This window comes from Anaerovibrio lipolyticus, from assembly GCF_021531495.1.
Taxonomy (GTDB): Bacteria; Bacillota; Negativicutes; order Selenomonadales; family Selenomonadaceae; genus Anaerovibrio.
On the sequence record NZ_JADYTY010000011.1, the window covers coordinates 1 to 18,991 of the forward strand.

Below are 18,991 nucleotides of genomic sequence, written 5' to 3' on the forward strand. Positions count from 1 at the left end.
GTATTTCGAGAAAATTTTGATTTCATATTTACGATAGTAGAGAGATAGGCATCTCGATAAATCAGAATTTATTGCACACTATTGAGGTTTGTAGTATAATGAATACAAAGAAAGTGCTACCGATAGACGGTTAGCCTTATGTTTTAAGCAGAAAATAACCGCTCAAGATTAGGACGCTTGGGGCGGTTATTTTTTTGCAAATATCCAAATGAATATAGTTTTGTGTTATAATATAAATATATTTTCGTAGTATGTTTGAAGAAGGGATGCGCTTGTATGAACGAGAAAAGTCAAATTATATTTATGCAGGTGCGCCTGCTCAGATTGGCTGCAGCAACATGGAATATATCAATAAAACAAGTCATGAATTTATTTATCCAATATGGTGTTCTTGAATATATAGAGGCCGGATATGGAATTTTCCATTGTGAGGGTGATGAAGCTATTTTGGAAGATATTTCCAAATTGCTAACTAGCAAGGGGATGAAATTCAGTGCTTGAATTAACGGAAGGTAAAATGCTTTATCACGGCAGCTATTGTGAGGTTCAGCATCCGTTGCTGGAAAAATGCGCAAAGCATAAGGATTTTGGTAAAGGTTTTTATTTGACATCTTCGAAAAGCCAAGCTGTAAAGTTTTTGAATATATCTATAATCAAGGCATTATCTAGTGGATTGATAGACGATATGCAAAATTATGGATATGTATCTGTATTTCAAGTGGAAGATATTGAAGATTTATTAGTAAAAGCCTTTCGAGATGCAGATCAGGAATGGCTACATTGTGTGGCTGCACATAGAAAAAGAAAACTATTTCCGGATATTGTGAAAAAGATGGCCGATTATGATATTGTTGTGGGCAAAATAGCAGATGATGCTACAAATGCAACTTTAACAGCATATCTTTCAGGAGTGTTTGGCGAAGCTGGGGAGGAAAAAACAGATGAATTTTGTATTTCCAGATTGTTGCCTAATAAGTTAAAGGATCAGTATTGCTTTAAAACCGAAAAAGCTTTAAAGGCTTTGCGTTTTGTAGGATGTGAAAAAATATGCATGAAGAAACCATATCCAAGGATAGATTAGCATATACCATTGATTTATTGGTTACTATGGTGGTAGAGGAGATTGCAGAGAATACAGGACGAGATCCTAAAGTAATTTTAAATGAATTTATAAATTCAAAAACAGGAACTGCTCTTTATAATGCATCGTCAAAATTATGGTGTGCTGGGCCCTCATATATTGTGGAATTGTATAATAATGAGAAAGCAAGAGGCGACACAATGACCGCTCAAGTTTAGAGACCTGGGCGGTTATTTTCTTTTATTGATATTTAGGGTTAACGTATGTATAATGTTGGTTGACAATAGATAAACACACCCTTGGCAACTACAGAGTCTTTGGTGTGTTTTGAGAAGTTTTTTAGTATGATTTGGCGGTTTCAGTAGACGAATTGTAATTCAGTTTGCAGGGAAGCAGTCAATCCAAGAGGATATTATGGCTTTTATTGAATGTAAAAATCTATCTCATGTGTACAACAAGGGACTGGAAAATGAATACAAGGCTTTGGATGGTATTAATCTAAAAATCCACAAAGGAGAGTTTGTAACCATTCTGGGAACTAATGGCTCTGGTAAATCAACCTTGGCCAAGCATTTTAATGCGCTCCTACAGCCTACTGCTGGTCAGTGCTTGGTAGAGGGCATGGACACTGGGGATGAGAAGAATCTTTGGGATATTCGTGGCAAGGTGGGCATGGTTTTTCAGAACCCTGATAACCAGATTATTGCTGCTATTGTGGAAGATGATGTAGGCTTTGGGCCAGAGAATATCGGCATGGAGCCTCATGAGATTCGCAGATGGGTAACTGCCGCTCTAAAAGCAGTAAATATGGAAGAATTTCGTCATTTCGCCCCCCATTTACTTAGTGGCGGTCAAAAACAGAGAATTGCCATAGCTGGGGCATTGGCTATGAATACGGAATGTCTTGTGCTGGATGAGCCAACCGCCATGCTGGATCCAGTGGGACGGCAGGAGGTAATCTCCACAGTACAGCGGTTGAATCAACGGCAGGGGATTACGGTTATTAATATTACTCATTTTATGGAGGAGGCAGCTCTTTCTGACAGGGTGCTGGTTATGAAGCAGGGAAAGCTGGTGCAGGAAGGCAAGCCGGAGGAAATTTTCCAGAATATTGAGGCCATGAAAAAGCTGGGGCTGGATGTGCCAGTGGCTACGGAGCTGGCCTATAGATTGCAAAAGAAGGGTTTGCCCATAACCAAGGCGATTACCAATCAGGAGGCATTAATAGAAGCATTATGTCAATTGAAATAAAAAATCTCAAACATATATATATGCCTAGAACTCCCTATGAGCGCTTGGCCTTGGATGATGTGAATCTCACTATTCCACAGGGAAAGATTACGGCTATTGCTGGGCATACTGGCTCTGGTAAATCAACTTTGATTCAGCATCTTAATGGCCTGTTGGAGCCTGCTGAGGGACAGGTGCTGGTGGATGGCGTTAGTGTCATAGGCAAAAAGCCTGAGAATAAAAAGGCTCGCCGTTCTGTGGGTATGGTGTTCCAATATCCAGAGCATCAGCTTTTTGAGGAAACGGTGGCCAAGGATATTGCCTTTGGGCCAAGGAATTATGGCTGCAGCGAGGAAGATATCCAGCAAAGAGTAAAGGCGGCTATGGATTTTGTTAAGCTGGATTATGATACCTACAAAGACCGTTCTCCTTTTCAGCTTAGCGGTGGTCAGATGCGTCGGGTAGCCATTGCCGGGGTAGTGGCTTTGGAAACTCCTTATCTGGTTTTGGATGAGCCTACGGCAGGTTTGGATCCCGTGGGACGGGAGGAACTGATGAATGGTATTGTCAAACTGCACAAAAAAAAGAACAATACGGTTATTATGGTTTCCCATAGCATGGATGATATTGCAAGGTTTGCCGACCATGTTATCATTATGGCACATGGACGGGTACTGTTGGAGGGGACTCCGGCCCAGGTATTCAGCCGAGAGGATTTTATCCATCAGGCAGGGCTGGAGGTGCCCAGAGTGACAGCGATAGTTAAGGCTCTCAAGGCAGAGGGTGTGGCTGTTGCTACAGATGTATATAATATGGAGGATGCAGTCAAAGCTATTTGGCAGGCCTTGGCTAAGAAAAAGGCAGGAGGTGCTGGCAAATGTTGACAGATATTACTTTGGGGCAGTATTTCCCCGGTGATTCATTACTGCATCGCATGGATGCCAGAGTCAAGATTATCCTGCTATTTTTCTATATTGTAGGGATTTTCCTTTTTGATAATAATATATGCTATGGATTGAATACAGCCCTGGCTGTTTTGCTGGTTTTCCTTTCTGGGGTATCTCCTCGCATGGTGCTAAAATCCATTAAACCTTTGTGGTGGATTTTGATTTTGACCTTTGTTATTCAGCTTTTTACTGTGCCTGGTGAGGTGATGGCGAAGCTATGGATATTCAATATTACCTACGAGGGCTTGGTAAAAGGTTTTCTTATCAGTTTGCGGCTGGTGCTGCTGATAGGTGTATCTTCTCTGTTGATGTTGACCACTTCGCCTTTAATGCTGACAGATGCCTTGGAATCTCTCTTTAGACCTTTGAAGCCCTTTGGGTTTCCAGCCCATGAGCTGGCCATGATGATGACCATTGCCCTTAGATTCATTCCTACTCTTATGGAGGAAACTGATAAGATTATCAAGGCTCAGAAATCCCGTGGTTCAGATATTGGTGAGGGAAATTTCCTGGCTAAGGTAAAAAGCATGATTCCTATTCTGGTGCCTTTGTTTATTTCTGCTTTTCGTCGGGCTGATGATTTGGCTATGGCTATGGAGGCTAGATGTTATCATGGAGGAGAGGGGCGTACCCGCATGAAGGCCATGCGTATGCATAATGTTGATGGCAGGGCTATTGTGGTTATGAGCCTGTATATGATTATTTGTGGTACAGTGTATTTTATGTTATAGGGGGATGGAATGAAGCCGGAGCATAAGGAGATAATGAAGGCCCGCAAACGGAATATCAGGTTGACAGTGTCCTATGATGGAACCGCATATAATGGCTTTCAGAGACAGAATCCACCTCAGATAGCGGTGCAGAATGTGTTAGAGGAAAAGCTGCAGCAGGTGTGTGGCGATACTATTGAGCTGGCAGCCTCTGGGCGGACGGATGCAGGAGTTCATGCTTTGGGGCAGGTAGTGAATTTTTTTACCGATGGCAGAATTCCTGTAGATAGATTGCCAAGGGCGGTAAACAGTATTTTGCCACCAGATATTGTAGTGTTGGAGGCAGCAGAGGCAGATAGAGATTTTTCTGCCAGGCATAGTGCCAAAAGCAAAACCTATATTTATCGAATTTTGCAGGGATATATTCCAGATCCCTTTGAGCGTAATTATAGCTGGAATATTAGAAAGGAACTGGATGTAAAGTCTATGCAGGCTTGCCTTAGTATGATTGAGGGCACCCATGATTTTAGTGCCTTTAGGGCAGCAGGAGGGCCGCCAGTTAGTCCGGTGCGGACGATTTATGAAGCTGGTTTGAAGCAGCAGGGACGGATTGTGGAGCTAAGCTTTTTTGCCAATGGGTTTTTATATCATATGGTAAGAAATCTGGTGGGAACTCTGGCCAATGTGGGACTGGGCTGGACCAGTGTGGAGAGGTTCAAGGAAATTATGGAATCTCTGGATAGAAATCAGGCCGGGGCTACAGCTCCTGCTCAGGGACTCTATCTATATAAGGTAAATTATTAAGGAGAAAAATCATGAATACAATTAAGGTTATCGGCTTGGGGCCGGGAGATTTTGGCTATATTACCTTGGAATGTTGGGAATTGATGCAGGAGGCTAAGAATCTTTATCTGCGTACAGCCAAGCATCCTACAGTGCCTATGCTGCAGCAGAGGGGGATTACCTTTGCCACCTATGATAGCTTTTACGAGGAAGCTGAGGATTTTTCCCATCTTTATGAGAAGATTGCCAAGGATATTGTGACCAAAGCTTTGTCTGGCATGGATATAGTTTATGCAGTGCCGGGCAGTCCAATGGTGGCAGAAAAGACTGTGGTGCTTCTCCGGGAATTGGTGGCAGGGCTGCAGGATAAAATTCAGCTGGAAATCCTGCCAGGCATGAGTTTTGTGGAAGTGCTGTATGGCAAGCTGGGTATAGATCCTATTGATGGTCTTACTATTATAGATGCAGAGGATTTTGAACAGCTGCCTGTGGATATGCCAACTGGCTTGGTGGTAACTCAGGTTTACAATCAGCAAATTGCTTCTGATGCCAAGCTGAGCCTGATGGAGGCCTTGCCAGATGAATATCCTATTACCTATATTCACAAGCTGGGCATGCCTGATGAATCCATTCGGGAGATTCCTCTCTATGAGCTGGACAGACAGCCGGATATAGATTATTTAACCAGTCTGTACATCAAGCCTTATCCTGGTAAAAAGGAGTTTGATTTGCAGCCTTTGCAGGATATTATTAAAACACTGCGGGAGCCGGGGGGATGTCCTTGGGATATTGCTCAGACTCATGAAAGCATTCGCAAAAATCTCATTGAGGAAACCTATGAGGTTTTGGAGGCCATTGATTTGGAGGATTATGACCTGCTTTGCGAGGAGCTGGGGGATCTGCTGATGCAGGTAGTATTCCACGGCCGTATGGCAGAGGAGGCGGGAGCATTCTCTATGGAGGATGTGGTTCAAGGCGTGGTGGAAAAGCTGGTGCGCCGTCATCCTCATGTCTTTGGCCAGGTGCAGGCTACTGATGCTGGAGCAGCTTTAGTTAGCTGGGAGGCTATGAAGAAACTGGAGAAAAAGGAGCGGAAGCATATCCTGGATGGAGTGCCTAAGGATTTGCCTGCCCTGATGGCGGCTCAAAAATTGCAGTCCAAGGCTTCCAAGGTGGGCTTCGACTGGCAGAAGCCAGAGCCTGTGTGGCAGAAAATCAAGGAAGAACTGCAGGAATTGGAACAGGCCGTTAAGGAAGGCAAGCAGAGGCATATTGAGGAAGAACTGGGAGATGTACTGTTCTCTGTGGTAAATCTTAGCCGGTTCTACAAGGTGGATAGCGAGCTGGCTTTGCTGGCTTGTTGTAAGAAATTCCGTCAGCGTTTTGAGTATGTGGAAGGTCAGGTTAATGCCCAGGGAGGAGATTGGAGCAGCTTCTCCCTGGAACAGCTGGATGCCTACTGGAATGAAGCAAAAAATACCATAACAGACTGACTTGGAAGGATTTGGGAAAAAACCGAAAAAATTGTGGCTAAATTTTGCAAAATCCTAGTGTTTGTGGTATATTGAAAGCAATTACCGAGGGAGTAAGCCTATATCGGCAGATTCCCGTGCAATTTTTAACTTTTTTGAGGGGGAAATGACATGAATAAGTCTGAGTTAATTGCTAAGGTTGCTGAGAAAGCCGGTATTACCAAGAAGGATGCTGAGAAGGCTGTTGCAGGTATTTTTGCCAGCGTTCAGGAGGCTCTCGTTGCAGGGGATAAGGTACAGGTTATTGGCTTTGGTACTTTTGAGGTAAGGGAGAGAGCAGCCCGTACTGGCCGCAATCCACAGTCTGGGGAAGAGATTAAGATTCCTGCCGCCAAGAGCCCTGCCTTTAAGCCAGGCAAAGCTTTGAAGGATGCAGTTAATGTCAAGAAAGCTTCTAAAGGCAAGAAGAGCAAAAAATAATTTTATAGTGAGATAATGAACAGGAAGCAGCTTCAGGCAACGCTTCCTGTTTTTTATTTCAGGCGAAAAATTTTTTTAAATTTTTTTGGTTTACAGTTGGTGGATATGGTAGGACTTTTTTTATTATTTACCGCGTAATGTTACAAAGTGTATCTATAGAAAATACAAAGGCACACTTTAAACGCACTAACATAGATTTATGATACACCGGGTAGGGTGTGCAATGTAAAAGCTGATATACAAGGGGTTGACAAAGGTTTGGAGGGGTGATATTATACTAATGCGCCTAAGTTATGGATGTTTTCAGGCGAAGGAGTGAGATGTGTGACGCTGGAGAGTTTGAAGAAGGCTCAGAGGGTTATCGGTGTCAAGCAGGTAACCAAGGCCATCAACAAGGATCAGGTGTTATGCGTATTCCTGGCCTCAGATGCAGATGGCAGGGTGGTGCAGCCGCTGAGAAGCCTCTGTGAGGAGAAATCCATAGATATGGAAATAGCTCATACTATGGGAGAATTGGGAAAGACCTGTTCCATCGAAGTAGGAGCTGCCGCAGTTGCTGTTTTGAAATAACAGCAGAATAAGTCAAAAACTGCTGACTAAGTTGGCGGTTTTAATAAATACTAAATACTCATTTTGAAGGAAGGAGGTGCATGTATGCCTACAATTAATCAGTTAGTTCGCAAGAGCAGAGAGAGCATGCAGGAGAAATCCACAGCACCGGCATTAAAGAATTGCCCACAGAAACGTGGCGTTTGCACAAGAGTTTATACCACAACTCCTAAGAAGCCAAACTCCGCACTCCGTAAGGTTGCCCGTGTTCGTTTGACTAATAGCATTGAAGTAACCGCATATATCCCTGGCATTGGCCATAATCTTCAGGAACATAGCGTTGTTCTGATCAGAGGCGGACGTGTAAAGGATTTACCAGGTGTTCGTTATCACATCATTCGTGGTTCTCTGGATACTGCAGGTGTTCAGGACCGCAAGCAGGGTAGATCCAAGTACGGTGCTAAGCGCGCTAAGCAGAAGAAATAATTTCTGACACTGAAAGATTATGGAAGGAGGCAAAATAGATGCCAAGAAAAGGTTCTGTACCTAAGCGTGACGTTTTACCGGATCCGGTATACCACTCCAAGATCGTCACTAAGTTCATCAACAAGGTAATGCTTTCTGGTAAGAAGGGCGTTGCTGAGAGAGTTGTATATGATGCATTCGAGATCATCCGTGCTAAGACCGGCAATGATCCTCTCGAGGTTTTCGAGACTGCATTGAAAAATGTTATGCCTGTACTGGAGGTTCGTGCACGCCGTGTAGGTGGTGCTAACTACCAGGTACCTGTTGAGGTTCGCCCTGACCGCCGCATGACTCTGGGCATCCGCTGGATCGTAAACTACGCAAGACTGCGTGGCGAGAAGACCATGGATGAGAGACTGTCCGGCGAGCTGATGGATGCCGCTAACAACACCGGCGCAGCTATCAAGAAGAAGGAAGATACTCACAAGATGGCTGAGGCCAACAAGGCTTTCGCTCATTATCGTTGGTAATATTGTTTGTGTAATTAAGGAGCGATAAATAGTGGCTAGAGAGTTTTCACTTGAAAAGACTCGTAACATCGGTATCATGGCGCACATCGATGCCGGTAAGACTACTACTACCGAGCGTATTCTCTTCTACACTGGTATCAATCACAAAATCGGTGAGGTTCATGAAGGCGCAGCTACCATGGACTGGATGGCTCAGGAGCAGGAGCGTGGTATTACCATTACCTCCGCAGCTACCACCTGCCATTGGAAGAATCATCGTATCAACATCATTGATACCCCAGGTCACGTTGACTTTACTGTAGAGGTTGAGCGTTCTCTGAGAGTATTGGACGGTGCTGTAGCAGTTCTGACTGCTCGCGGCGGCGTTGAGCCTCAGACTGAGACCGTATGGCGTCAGGCTGAGAAATATAGCGTACCACGTATGGCCTACGTAAATAAGATGGACATTACTGGTGCAGATTTCTACAACGTTATCAAGATGATGAAGGAGCGTCTGAATGCCAATGCAGTTGCAATCCAGCTGCCAATTGGTGCTGAGGATGACTTCCAGGGCATCATTGATCTCGTAAAGATGGAAGCTATCGTATATGAGGATGACCTGGGCAAGGTTGCTGATGAGGTAGCTATTCCTGAGGATATGCAGGATCTCGCTGAGGAATATCGTGAGAAACTGCTGGAGGCTGTAGCAGAAGTTGATGACAGCCTCATGGAGAAGTATCTTGGTGGCGAGGAGATTTCCGAGGAGGAAATCAAGACCGCTATCCGCAAAGCTACTATTGCCTGCAACATGTGCCCTGTAACCTGCGGTACTTCTTATCGCAACAAGGGTGTACAGCCTATGCTGGACGCTATTGTTGATTTCATGCCTGCTCCTACCGATATCCCTCCAATCAAGGGTGTAAATCCTGAGACTGGTGAGGAGGATCATCGTCCATCCAGTGACAGCGAGCCATTTGCTGCTCTGGCATTCAAGATTATGGCTGATCCATTCGTTGGTAAGTTGGCATTCTTCCGTGTATACTCCGGTACTTTGTCCTCCGGCTCTTATGTATTTAACTCCACTAAGGGCAAGAAGGAGCGTATCGGCCGTATTCTCCAGATGCATGCTAACAACCGTAAGGAGTTGGACATCGTTTATAGCGGCGATATTGCTGCTGCTGTTGGTCTCAAGGATACCACCACTGGTGATACCCTCTGCGACGAGGCACATCCAATCATTCTGGAGTCCATGGAATTCCCAGATCCAGTTATTTCCGTAGCTGTAGAGCCAAAGACCAAGAACGACCAGGAGAAGATGGGCGTTGCCCTTCAGAAGCTGGCTGAGGAGGATCCTACCTTCCGCGTTCGCACTGATGAGGAAACTGGTCAGACTATTATTTCCGGTATGGGCGAGCTCCATCTGGAGATTATCGTTGACCGTATGCTTCGTGAGTTCAAGGTTGACTGTGCAGTAGGTAACCCACAGGTTGCTTACCGTGAGACTATCCGCAAGGAAGTTGAGTGCGAAGGCAAGTTCGTGCGTCAGTCTGGTGGTCATGGTCAGTATGGTCATTGTAAGCTGCGTCTCATTCCACAGGAGCCTGGTGAAGGCTTCAGCTTCGAGAATCAGGTTGTTGGTGGTGCTATTCCTAAGGAATTCATCAACCCTATCGAAGCAGGTATCAAGCAGGCTATGGAGGGCGGTATTCTCGCCGGCTATCCTGTTGTTGATGTAAAGGCTATCGTATATGATGGTTCCTACCATGAGGTTGACTCCTCTGAGGCTGCGTTCAAGGTTGCCGGTTCCATGGCATTCAAGAACGGTGCACTCAAGGCTAACCCTGTTATTCTGGAGCCAATCGTAAAGGTAGAGGTTATCGTTCCTGAGGAGTACATGGGCGATGTAATCGGTGACCTGAACTCCCGTCGCGGCCGTATCGAAGGTATGGAAGCCCGCAACGGTGCACAGGTAATCAATGCATTTGTTCCTCTGTCTGGCATGTTCGGTTATTCCACCGACCTGCGCTCCAAGACTCAGGGCCGCGGTAACTACTCCATGGAAGTTTCTCACTATGAGGAAGTTCCTAAGAATATTGCAGAAGGCATCATTGCTAAAAACAAAGGTGAATAAGGAGGAAATTTCTAAATGGCAAAGGCTACATTCGAAAGAACTAAACCACATGTAAACATTGGTACTATCGGTCACGTTGACCATGGTAAGACTACCCTGACTGCAGCAATCACTAAGGTTCTGTCCGAGAAGGGTATGGCACAGTTTGAGGACTACGCTAACATCGATAAGGCTCCAGAGGAGAGAGAGCGTGGTATTACCATTAACACTGCACACGTAGAGTATGAGACTGACAAGCGTCATTATGCTCACGTTGACTGCCCAGGCCATGCTGACTATGTAAAGAACATGATCACTGGTGCTGCTCAGATGGATGGTGCTATCCTGGTAGTTTCCGCTGCTGATGGTCCTATGCCTCAGACTCGTGAGCACATCCTGCTGGCTCGCCAGGTTGGCGTTCCTGCTATGGTTGTATTCCTGAACAAGGTAGACCAGGTTGATGATCCTGAGCTGCTTGAGCTGGTAGAGATGGAAGTTCGTGAGCTCCTGAGCTCCTACGATTTCCCTGGCGACGACATTCCTGTAGTTGCTGGTTCCGCTCTGGGTGCTCTGAATGGCGACGAGGAGCAGAAGGCTAACATCATGAAGCTGATGGATGCAGTAGATGAGTACATTCCTACTCCTACCCGTGACACTGATCTCCCATTCCTGATGCCTGTAGAGGACGTATTCACCATTACTGGTCGTGGTACTGTTGCTACTGGCCGTGTAGAGCGTGGTCAGCTGAACCTGAACGATACTGTTGAGATCGTTGGTATCGCTGAGGAGATTAAGTCCACTGTTGTAACTGGTATCGAGATGTTCCGCAAGCTGCTGCCAAGCGCACAGGCTGGTGATAACATCGGTGCTCTACTCCGTGGTGTTGACCGTAAGGAGATTCAGCGTGGTCAGGTTCTGGCAAAGCCAGGTTCCATTCATCCACACACCAAGTTCAAGGGTCAGGTTTATGTACTGACTAAGGAAGAAGGCGGCCGTCATACCCCATTCTTCAACAACTATCGTCCTCAGTTCTATTTCCGTACCACTGACGTTACCGGTGTTGTAAGTCTGCCAGAGGGTACTGAGATGGTTATGCCTGGCGATAACGTAGAGATGTCTGTAGAGCTCATCACTCCAATCGCTATTGAGGCTGGTCTGCGCTTCGCTATCCGTGAGGGTGGTCACACTGTAGGTGCTGGCCGTGTTACCGAGATCGACGCTTAATTTGCGCTTTTTGGTAAAGTCCAAGTAAATTATTTCCTTAATATAAGGGCGGCTATCTTAGTCGCCCTTATAATTAAGGTTTTATATTATTTTTATTGACGGAAATAATATGTGTATGTTACAATAAGAAGCGGTGTGCTTCTAAGTAAAAGTACCCCTGATGCGATGACGTGGTAGATGGCTTGACAGGACATATGGGCCTGATCAAGGGAACTATTACGGAGAAATGTTTGGGCCTGGAGCCCGGACGAGAAGGAGGAAAATAAATTGTCTAAGCAGCAGAAAATCAGAATCCGTTTAAAGGCTTATGATCACAAAGCACTGGACCAGAGCGCAGTAAAGATTGTTGAGACTGCCAAGAGAACCGGCGCTAGTGTATCCGGCCCAATTCCACTCCCAACTGAGAAGCAGATTTACACTATTCTGCGTTCCCCACATGTAAATAAGGACTCCCGTGAGCAGTTCGAGATGAGAACTCACAAGCGCCTTATTGACGTGCTGGACCCAACTTCCAAGACTGTAGATGCACTCACCCGTCTTGAGTTGCCAGCAGGTGTGGATATCGAACTTAAATTGTAATAGGAGGTGGAATGATGGCTAAAGCAATTTTAGGTAGAAAGCTGGGCATGACTCAGATCTTTACTGAAGAAGGTCAGGTCGTTCCAGTAACAGTTGTTGAGTCTGGTAACAACGTTGTTGTCCAGAATAAGACTGTTGAAAATGATGGTTATAATGCAATTCAGATTGGCTTCGGCGCAATCAAAGAATCCAAGGTAAATAGCCCAATGAAGGGTCATTTCGCAAAAGCTGGCGTAGCTCCAGTAAAGTTCATTCGCGAGATGCGCTTGGAGAATGCTTCTGAATATAACGTTGGTGACACCATCGGCGTTGACATATTTTCCGCCGGAGAATTAGTTGACGTAACTGGTACTTCCAAGGGCAAGGGTTTTGCCGGTGGTATCAAGCGTCATAATTTTGCACGTGGACCAATGGGACATGGTTCCAAGTCTCATCGTGAGCCTGGTTCTACAGGTGCGATGATCAGTGGTCACGGTGGCCGTGTATTGAAGGGCAAGAAGCTGCCAGGTCATATGGGCAGCGAGAAGGTTACTGTACAGCGTTTGACTGTTGTTAGAGTTGATGCTGACCGCAACCTGCTCCTCATCAAGGGCGCAATTCCTGGTCCAAAGAAGGGCCTCGTAGTTGTAAAGAGCACCGTTAAGCCGGGCAAAAACTAATTCGGAAGGAGGATAAGAAATAATGCCTACAGTAGCAGTTTATGATATCAAGAACCAGCAGGTTGGAGATATCGAATTGAATGAAAATATTTTTGGCGTAGAAGTGAATGCAGGCCTCCTGCACCAGGCAGTTGTTATGCAGCTGGCTTCCCAGCGTCTTGGTAATCATGCAACCAAGACTCGTGGTATGGTAAGAGGCGGCGGCCGTAAGCCTTGGAAGCAGAAGGGTACCGGTCGTGCACGCAGTGGTTCCACCCGTTCCCCTATCTGGGTAGGTGGCGGTACTGTATTTGGTCCTGCTCCTCGCTCCTATTCCTTCAGCATGCCTCGTAAGCAGCGTCGTCTTGCTCTCAAGTGCGCACTGTCCGACAAGGTAGCCAACGGCCAGTTGGTAGTATTGGACAGCATTGATTTCGCAGCTCCAAAGACCAAGGCAGTTGTTGAGATGCTGAATAGCTTTGATGTTGATAAGAAGGCTCTGATCATTACAGCTGATTATGTTGAGAATGTTGATAAGTCTTCCCGTAATATCCCTGGTGTTAAGACTATTAACACTATCGGCCTGAATGTATTTGACATCCTGAACGCTAACAAGCTGTTCATCACTAAGGATGCTATTGCTCGTATTGAGGAGGTATATGCATAATGGAAGCACGCGACATCATTATCCGTCCTCTGATTACTGAAAAGAGCACTACTCTCATGGCTGAGGGCAAATATGTATTTGAGGTAGCTAAGGCTGCCAACAAGATTGAGATTGCTAAGGCAATTTCTCAGATCTTCAACGTAAAGGTTGTATCTGTAAATACCGTTAACGTTGAGGGTAAGGTAAAGCGCATGGGCCGTTCCATCGGCAAGCGCTCTGACTACAAGAAAGCAATCGTGAAGCTCGCTGCTGGCGAGACTATCGAGTTCTTTGAAGCTTAATAGGGAAAAGGAGGTTAATTAAGTGGCAATAAAGAGTTTTAAACCATATTCCGCAGGTAGACGTTTCATGACTGTAGCGTCTTTTGATGAGATTACTACTGATAAGCCTGAAAAATCCCTCGTTGAGCGTCTCAAGAAGAACGGTGGCCGTAATCAGCAGGGTAGATTGACCGTTCGCCATCAGGGTGGCGGCCATAAGCGTCTGTATCGTATCATTGATTTCAAGCGCAACAAGGATGGTATTCCAGCCAAGGTTGCTACTATCGAGTACGATCCAAACCGCAGTGCACGTATTGCACTTTTGAACTATGCAGACGGTGAGAAGCGTTATATCATCGCTCCTAACGGTCTGAAGGTTGGCGACCAGGTTATGTCCGGCCCAGAGGCTGACATTAAGCCAGGTAACGCTCTTCCACTGAAGAACATTCCAGTTGGTACTCTGCTCCACAACGTTGAGTTGAAGATCGGTGCTGGTGCTCAGCTGGTTCGCTCCGCTGGTGCTTATGCACAGCTCATGGCTATTGAGGGTGACTATGCTACTCTCCGTATGCCATCCGGTGAAATGCGCAAGGTACATGTTAACTGCCGTGCAACTATCGGCGTAGTTGGCAATGCTGAGCACATGAACATCACTATTGGTAAAGCAGGTCGTGCTCGTTGGATGGGTAAGCGTCCAGAGAACCGCGGCGTTGCTATGAACCCTAATGACCATCCACATGGTGGTGGTGAGGGTCGTTCCCCAGTTGGCCGCAAGCATCCTGTTACTAAATGGGGTAAGTGCGCTATGGGTGCCAAGACCCGTCGTAAGAAGGCTTCTGATAAGTTAATTATTAAAGGCCGTACCAAATAAGTGATAATCACCGGAAGGAGGAAATAAATTGTCAAGATCTGTTAAAAAGGGACCTTATGTTCATGAAAGCTTAACTAAGAAGATTGATGCCCTGAACGAAGCTAACGACAAGAAGGTTGTAAAGACCTGGTCCAGAAGCTCCACTATTCTGCCAACTTTTGTTGGTCATACTATCGCAGTACACGATGGTCGCAAGCATGTTCCTGTTTATGTAACTGAGGACATGGTTGGCCATAAGCTTGGTGAGTTTGCACCAACCCGTACTTTTAAGGGCCATGCCGGTGAAGAGAGAAAGACCGGTCTTAGATAAGTTGATTTGAAAGGAGGATTCCTCTGTGGAAGCAAAAGCAGTTGCTAAAAATGTTCGCATTGCACCTCGCAAGGTTCGCGTTGTTATGAATCTCATTCGTGGCAAGAAGGTTGCTGATGCATTTGCGATTTTGAAGTTCACTCCAAAAGTAGGTAGTGAAGCTATATATAAGGTTCTCAAGTCTGCAGTAGCAAACGCTGAGAACAATTTCGACATGAACGTTGATAACCTCTATGTATCTTCCTGTTTCGTAGATGAGGGACCAACTATGAAGCGTATTCATCCACGCTCTCGTGGTCAGGCTTTCAAGATTTTGAAGCGCACTTCCCACATCACTGTAGCAGTAGAAGAAAACTAATAAAGGAGGGTATTAACTTTGGGTCAGAAAGTAAATCCGCATGGTATAAGACTTGGCATCGTAAAGACTTGGGATGCTAAGTGGTATGCTGGCAAAGATTTTGCAGCAAACCTGCATGAAGATATTAAAATCCGTGAGCATTTGCAGAATACTCTGCAGAGCGCCGGAGTTTCCAAGATTGAGACTGAGCGTTCCAAGAACCGTCTGAAGCTGACTATCCATACTGCAAAGCCAGGCATGGTTATCGGCCGTGGTGGTTCCGGAATCGAGCAGGTAAAGGCTGGACTGAAGAAGTTCACCGACTGCAATGTTGACATCAATATTGCAGAGATTAAGCAGCCAGATATGGATGCAACTTTGGTAGCAAAGAGCATTGCTGAGTCCCTGGAGCGTCGTATTGCCTTCCGTCGTGCTATGAAGCAGGCTGTAGGCCGCACTATGCGTCTGGGCGCAAAGGGTATCAAGGTTATGGTTAGCGGCCGTCTCGGCGGTGCTGAAATTGCCCGTAGCGAGTCCTATCGTGAGGGTTCCATTCCTCTGCACACCCTGAGAGCAGACATTGACTATGGTACTTACGAGGCAGCAACTACCTATGGTCGTATTGGCGTTAAAGTTTGGATCTTCAAGGGTGAGGTCCTTCCTGAGAAGAAGCAGCGTACTGCTGCTGTTGAAGGGAGCGAAGCTTAATGTTATTACCAAAGAGAGTTAAATATCGCAAGCAGTTCCGTGGTCGTATGAAGGGTAAGGCACAGCGCGGTAACAAGGTTTCCCATGGTGATTATGGTCTTGTTGCACTGGAGCCAGCTTGGATTACTAACCGTCAGATTGAGGCAGCCCGTATTGCTATGACCCGTTACATCAAGCGTGGTGGTCAGGTTTGGATCAAGATTTTCCCTGACAAGCCTGTAACTGCAAAGCCAGCTGAGACCCGTATGGGTTCCGGTAAGGGCTCACCTGAGTACTGGGTAGCAGTAGTAAAGCCAGGTCGCGTTCTCTTCGAGATGGATGGCGTGACTAAGGAAGTAGCAGCTGAAGCAATGCGTCTTGCAGCTCACAAGCTTCCAATCAAGTGCAAGTTTGTAACTCGCGAAGAGACTGAAAAGGCAGAGGGCGGTGAAGTAAATGAAGGTTAATGAGATTAGAGATTTGAGCGCTGAGGAACTTAACCAGAAACTTGCTTCTCTCAAAGAGGAGTTGTTCAACCTCCGTTTCCAGCTGGCTACTGGTCAGTTGGAGAACCCAATGCGTATCAAGGAAGTAAAGAAGACTATTGCCCGCATTAAGACTGTACAGACTGAGCAGGCTAAGGCTTGATTTGATTCGACATAATAAGATACGTATTAGGAAGGAGGCTCCTTAATGAGCGAGAGAAATGAACGCAAGACTAAAGTTGGTAAGGTAGTAAGCGACAAGATGGACAAGACTGTTGTTGTAGCAGTTGAGGATATCGAGCAGCATGCACTTTATAAGAAGGCCGTTAAGAAGACTGTAAAGTTCAAGGCCCATGATGAAAATAACGAGGCTCATGTTGGCGACATCGTTTCCCTGATGGAAACCCGCCCACTGTCCAAGGATAAGCGTTGGAGAGTTGTAGAGATCGTTGAGAAAGCAAGATAATTTCCGTTGGGAAATTCTGGTTGAGGAGGTTAACTGATGATTCAGCAACAGACTTTACTCAATGTTGGCGACAACACCGGTGCTAAGGAAATCATGTGCATCCGTGTATTGGGCGGCTCTTATCGCAAGTATGCTAACATTGGTGATATAATCGTGGCTGCAGTAAAATCTGCATCCCCTGGCGGCGTCGTTAAGAAGGGCGACGTTGTTAAGGCCGTAGTAGTTCGTAGCAAGAAGGGCCTGCGTCGCAATGACGGTTCCTACATTCGCTTTGATGAGAATGCAGCCGTTATTATCAAGGAGGATAAGACTCCTAAGGGTACCCGTATTTTTGGGCCAGTAGCGAGAGAGCTTCGTGAGAAGGATTTCATGAAGATCGTATCTCTGGCTCCAGAAGTTCTTTAATGTGAGGAGGTGCGACTTTGGCAATTACAAAACTGCATGTAAAGAAGGGTGATACCGTTCTGGTATTGTCCGGTAAAGATAAAGGCCAGCAGGGCAAGGTTATCCAGGCTCTGCCAAAGAAGGGTAAGGTTGTAGTAGAGGGCGTTAACAAGATTAAGCGTCACACTAAGCCTAACCAGAGCGCTCCTCAGGGTGGCATTATCACCAAGGAGGCTCCTATGTTTGCAGCAAAGGTTATGTTGGTTTGCCCAGCTTGCGGCAAGGCTACTCGTGTTGCTCACAAGGAAGTAAACGGCAAAAATGTTCGTGCGTGCAAGAAGTGCGGCGAAGTTATCGATCAGACTAAATAAGAAAGGAAAGGAGGATATCTAGTTGGATAGATTACAGGAAAAGTATATCAATGAGGTTGTTCCTGCATTGACTGAAAAGTTCGGCTACAAGAATGTTATGGAACTCCCTAAAATCGCAAAGATCATCATTAACATGGGTGTTGGCGAGGCTGTAGGCAACCCTAAGGCTCTCGACGCTGCTGTTAACGATTTGACCATTATTGCTGGTCAGAAGCCAATCCTCACCAGAGCTAAGAAGTCTCTGGCTGCTTGGAAGCTTCGTCAGGGCATGCCTATCGGCGCAAAGGTTACTCTGCGTGGTGTTCGCATGTATCAGTTCCTGGACAAGTTCATGAACGTAGCATTGCCTCGCGTTCGTGACTTCCGTGGTATCAGTGCCAATTCTTTCGACGGTCGTGGCAACTACGCAATCGGCTTGAAGGAGCAGCTCATTTTCCCTGAAATTGAGTATGATAAGATTGATAAGCTCCGTGGTATGAACATTGTTGTTGTTACCACTGCAAAGACCGATGAGGAAGCTCGCGAGCTCTTGAAGCTCATGGGCATGCCTTTCAAAGCATAAGGATAGGGGGTACTGACTGTGGCCAAGAAGGCAATGATTGAAAAGTGGAGCAAGGAGCCTAAGTTCCCTGTTCGCCAGTATAACAGATGTAAGATTTGCGGTCGTCCGCACGGTTATATCAGAAAGTTCGATATGTGCCGTATTTGTTTCAGAGAGCAGAGCTACAAGGGTGCCATTCCTGGCGTAACTAAGGCTAGCTGGTAATATACAGTACGAACTATAACGAGGTGTCCGATGTCCCCCACCTCTATGGGTGGCGGGGTGTTGTGCTAATGACAGGGTTGAGCTAATATCTCCACCCTCGTCGAAACCCCATTGAAAGAAAATGCAGAGGCATTTTCTTTGAATAATGTAGGGGTTATAAGAAAAGCTCTCCCAGTAAAGGGAGTGCTGCTTAGGGATTTTCTAAAACAAGAGAATTTTTGACCGGCACTCTTCAAGCGGAGGCACAAACTAAAGATCACACCGAAGGATAAAACCTTTAGTGTGGTCTTTTTGTTGTTTAAACATGATTTACATTCAGTAACTTATTGTCTGTAGACTTTTTGTGTGCTCAAAAATATAATATATTACGTTACATGGGGGGTGTTTGTCAAGGTGGATATAGTAAAAGTTTTTGGAACGAATTTAAGAAAATACCGAAATGAGTTGGGCGTTTCACAGGAAAAATTCGCAGAAATGTGTGGTTTGCACAGGACATATATAAGCGACATAGAACGCTTCCAAAGAAGCATTGCTCTTGATAATGTACAAAAAATTGCCGACGCTCTCGGAATCGATACATATAAATTATTCATTGAAGAAGGGTGAATAT

The 18,991-nt window shown here is 45.7% G+C and carries 30 protein-coding genes; all 30 read left to right on the forward strand.

Annotation, left to right across the window (positions count from 1 at the left end):
• Positions 1-276 precede the first annotated feature (276 nt).
• The 30 genes from I6E26_RS05375 (at position 277) to I6E26_RS05520 (ending at position 18,987) form a co-directional block, all read left to right on the forward strand.
• A complete protein-coding gene (locus I6E26_RS05375) occupies positions 277-501 on the forward strand; it encodes a DUF3791 domain-containing protein (protein WP_235320837.1) in 225 nt (74 codons plus the stop codon).
• Positions 494-1,081 (forward strand): DUF3990 domain-containing protein, encoded by a 588-nt coding sequence (locus tag I6E26_RS05380; RefSeq protein ID WP_235320838.1) that lies wholly within the window; start codon positions 494-496, stop codon positions 1,079-1,081. The genes I6E26_RS05375 and I6E26_RS05380 overlap by 8 nt, the downstream gene beginning before the upstream one ends.
• Positions 1,048-1,299 (forward strand): hypothetical protein, encoded by a 252-nt coding sequence (locus I6E26_RS05385; protein WP_235320839.1) that lies wholly within the window; start codon positions 1,048-1,050, stop codon positions 1,297-1,299. The genes I6E26_RS05380 and I6E26_RS05385 overlap by 34 nt, the downstream gene beginning before the upstream one ends.
• Positions 1,300-1,495: 196 nt before the next feature.
• Entirely contained in the window at positions 1,496-2,332 is an 837-nt protein-coding gene (locus tag I6E26_RS05390) for an energy-coupling factor transporter ATPase (RefSeq protein ID WP_235320840.1), read from the forward strand.
• A complete protein-coding gene (locus tag I6E26_RS05395) occupies positions 2,317-3,195 on the forward strand; it encodes an energy-coupling factor transporter ATPase (protein WP_235320841.1) in 879 nt (292 codons plus the stop codon). The genes I6E26_RS05390 and I6E26_RS05395 overlap by 16 nt, the downstream gene beginning before the upstream one ends.
• Positions 3,189-3,989, forward strand: coding sequence for an energy-coupling factor transporter transmembrane component T family protein (locus tag I6E26_RS05400; protein ID WP_235320842.1), 801 nt, complete (start codon positions 3,189-3,191; stop codon positions 3,987-3,989). Before I6E26_RS05395 ends, I6E26_RS05400 begins: the two co-directional genes overlap by 7 nt.
• A 9-nt stretch (positions 3,990-3,998) precedes the next feature.
• Complete coding sequence (gene truA, locus I6E26_RS05405; RefSeq protein ID WP_235320843.1) at positions 3,999-4,772, forward strand: tRNA pseudouridine(38-40) synthase TruA; 774 nt, start codon at positions 3,999-4,001, stop codon at positions 4,770-4,772.
• Positions 4,773-4,783: 11 nt separating this feature from the next.
• The gene (gene mazG, locus I6E26_RS05410) at positions 4,784-6,244 is read left to right on the forward strand and encodes a nucleoside triphosphate pyrophosphohydrolase (protein ID WP_235320844.1); all 1,461 of its coding nucleotides are present in this window, start codon (positions 4,784-4,786) and stop codon (positions 6,242-6,244) included.
• 150 nt (positions 6,245-6,394) lie between these two features.
• Positions 6,395-6,703: an HU family DNA-binding protein gene (locus tag I6E26_RS05415; protein WP_235320845.1), complete on the forward strand. Its 309-nt coding sequence runs from the start codon at positions 6,395-6,397 to the stop codon at positions 6,701-6,703.
• A 324-nt stretch (positions 6,704-7,027) separates the two neighbouring features.
• A complete protein-coding gene (locus tag I6E26_RS05420; RefSeq protein WP_235320846.1) occupies positions 7,028-7,273 on the forward strand; it encodes a L7Ae/L30e/S12e/Gadd45 family ribosomal protein in 246 nt (81 codons plus the stop codon).
• A gap of 84 nt (positions 7,274-7,357) precedes the next feature.
• Positions 7,358-7,738: a 30S ribosomal protein S12 gene (gene rpsL, locus I6E26_RS05425; RefSeq protein ID WP_154406003.1), complete on the forward strand. Its 381-nt coding sequence runs from the start codon at positions 7,358-7,360 to the stop codon at positions 7,736-7,738.
• Between the two features lie 38 nt (positions 7,739-7,776).
• The gene (gene rpsG / locus I6E26_RS05430; protein ID WP_235320847.1) at positions 7,777-8,247 is read left to right on the forward strand and encodes a 30S ribosomal protein S7; all 471 of its coding nucleotides are present in this window, start codon (positions 7,777-7,779) and stop codon (positions 8,245-8,247) included.
• 31 nt (positions 8,248-8,278) lie between these two features.
• Positions 8,279-10,357, forward strand: coding sequence for an elongation factor G (gene fusA / locus I6E26_RS05435; protein WP_235320848.1), 2,079 nt, complete (start codon positions 8,279-8,281; stop codon positions 10,355-10,357).
• 15 nt (positions 10,358-10,372) lie between these two features.
• Positions 10,373-11,560, forward strand: a complete 1,188-nt coding sequence (gene tuf / locus I6E26_RS05440; RefSeq protein ID WP_235320849.1) for an elongation factor Tu — start codon at positions 10,373-10,375, stop codon at positions 11,558-11,560.
• A 267-nt stretch (positions 11,561-11,827) separates the two neighbouring features.
• Positions 11,828-12,139 carry a 30S ribosomal protein S10 gene (gene rpsJ / locus I6E26_RS05445; protein ID WP_154405997.1) on the forward strand — a complete coding sequence of 104 codons (312 nt, stop codon included), beginning with the start codon at positions 11,828-11,830 and terminating at the stop codon, positions 12,137-12,139.
• Between the two features lie 14 nt (positions 12,140-12,153).
• Positions 12,154-12,798, forward strand: a complete 645-nt coding sequence (gene rplC / locus I6E26_RS05450; RefSeq protein WP_235320850.1) for a 50S ribosomal protein L3 — start codon at positions 12,154-12,156, stop codon at positions 12,796-12,798.
• 22 nt (positions 12,799-12,820) lie between these two features.
• Positions 12,821-13,444, forward strand: a complete 624-nt coding sequence (rplD, locus tag I6E26_RS05455; RefSeq protein WP_235320851.1) for a 50S ribosomal protein L4 — start codon at positions 12,821-12,823, stop codon at positions 13,442-13,444.
• On the forward strand, positions 13,444-13,725 hold the full coding sequence (gene rplW, locus I6E26_RS05460) for a 50S ribosomal protein L23 (RefSeq protein WP_235320852.1): 282 nt from the start codon (positions 13,444-13,446) through the stop codon (positions 13,723-13,725). Before rplD ends, rplW begins: the two co-directional genes overlap by 1 nt.
• Positions 13,726-13,747: 22 nt before the next feature.
• On the forward strand, positions 13,748-14,575 hold the full coding sequence (gene rplB / locus I6E26_RS05465; RefSeq protein ID WP_235320853.1) for a 50S ribosomal protein L2: 828 nt from the start codon (positions 13,748-13,750) through the stop codon (positions 14,573-14,575).
• Between the two features lie 28 nt (positions 14,576-14,603).
• Positions 14,604-14,885: a 30S ribosomal protein S19 gene (gene rpsS, locus I6E26_RS05470; RefSeq protein ID WP_154405989.1), complete on the forward strand. Its 282-nt coding sequence runs from the start codon at positions 14,604-14,606 to the stop codon at positions 14,883-14,885.
• Positions 14,886-14,910: 25 nt separating this feature from the next.
• Positions 14,911-15,243: a 50S ribosomal protein L22 gene (gene rplV, locus I6E26_RS05475; RefSeq protein WP_235320854.1), complete on the forward strand. Its 333-nt coding sequence runs from the start codon at positions 14,911-14,913 to the stop codon at positions 15,241-15,243.
• Between the two features lie 18 nt (positions 15,244-15,261).
• Entirely contained in the window at positions 15,262-15,930 is a 669-nt protein-coding gene (gene rpsC, locus I6E26_RS05480; protein ID WP_235320855.1) for a 30S ribosomal protein S3, read from the forward strand.
• A complete protein-coding gene (gene rplP, locus I6E26_RS05485; RefSeq protein WP_235320856.1) occupies positions 15,930-16,376 on the forward strand; it encodes a 50S ribosomal protein L16 in 447 nt (148 codons plus the stop codon). Before rpsC ends, rplP begins: the two co-directional genes overlap by 1 nt.
• Positions 16,366-16,557, forward strand: coding sequence for a 50S ribosomal protein L29 (gene rpmC, locus I6E26_RS05490; RefSeq protein ID WP_235320857.1), 192 nt, complete (start codon positions 16,366-16,368; stop codon positions 16,555-16,557). Before rplP ends, rpmC begins: the two co-directional genes overlap by 11 nt.
• A gap of 45 nt (positions 16,558-16,602) precedes the next feature.
• The gene (rpsQ, locus tag I6E26_RS05495; RefSeq protein ID WP_235320858.1) at positions 16,603-16,860 is read left to right on the forward strand and encodes a 30S ribosomal protein S17; all 258 of its coding nucleotides are present in this window, start codon (positions 16,603-16,605) and stop codon (positions 16,858-16,860) included.
• Positions 16,861-16,896: 36 nt separating this feature from the next.
• Entirely contained in the window at positions 16,897-17,265 is a 369-nt protein-coding gene (rplN, locus tag I6E26_RS05500) for a 50S ribosomal protein L14 (protein WP_235320859.1), read from the forward strand.
• Between the two features lie 17 nt (positions 17,266-17,282).
• Positions 17,283-17,615, forward strand: a complete 333-nt coding sequence (gene rplX / locus I6E26_RS05505) for a 50S ribosomal protein L24 (protein ID WP_235320860.1) — start codon at positions 17,283-17,285, stop codon at positions 17,613-17,615.
• A 22-nt stretch (positions 17,616-17,637) separates the two neighbouring features.
• Positions 17,638-18,177, forward strand: coding sequence for a 50S ribosomal protein L5 (rplE, locus tag I6E26_RS05510; protein ID WP_235320861.1), 540 nt, complete (start codon positions 17,638-17,640; stop codon positions 18,175-18,177).
• 18 nt (positions 18,178-18,195) lie between these two features.
• Positions 18,196-18,381 carry a type Z 30S ribosomal protein S14 gene (locus tag I6E26_RS05515; protein ID WP_235320862.1) on the forward strand — a complete coding sequence of 62 codons (186 nt, stop codon included), beginning with the start codon at positions 18,196-18,198 and terminating at the stop codon, positions 18,379-18,381.
• Between the two features lie 393 nt (positions 18,382-18,774).
• Positions 18,775-18,987: a helix-turn-helix domain-containing protein gene (locus tag I6E26_RS05520; protein WP_235320863.1), complete on the forward strand. Its 213-nt coding sequence runs from the start codon at positions 18,775-18,777 to the stop codon at positions 18,985-18,987.
• The last annotated feature ends 4 nt before the right edge of the window (positions 18,988-18,991 follow it).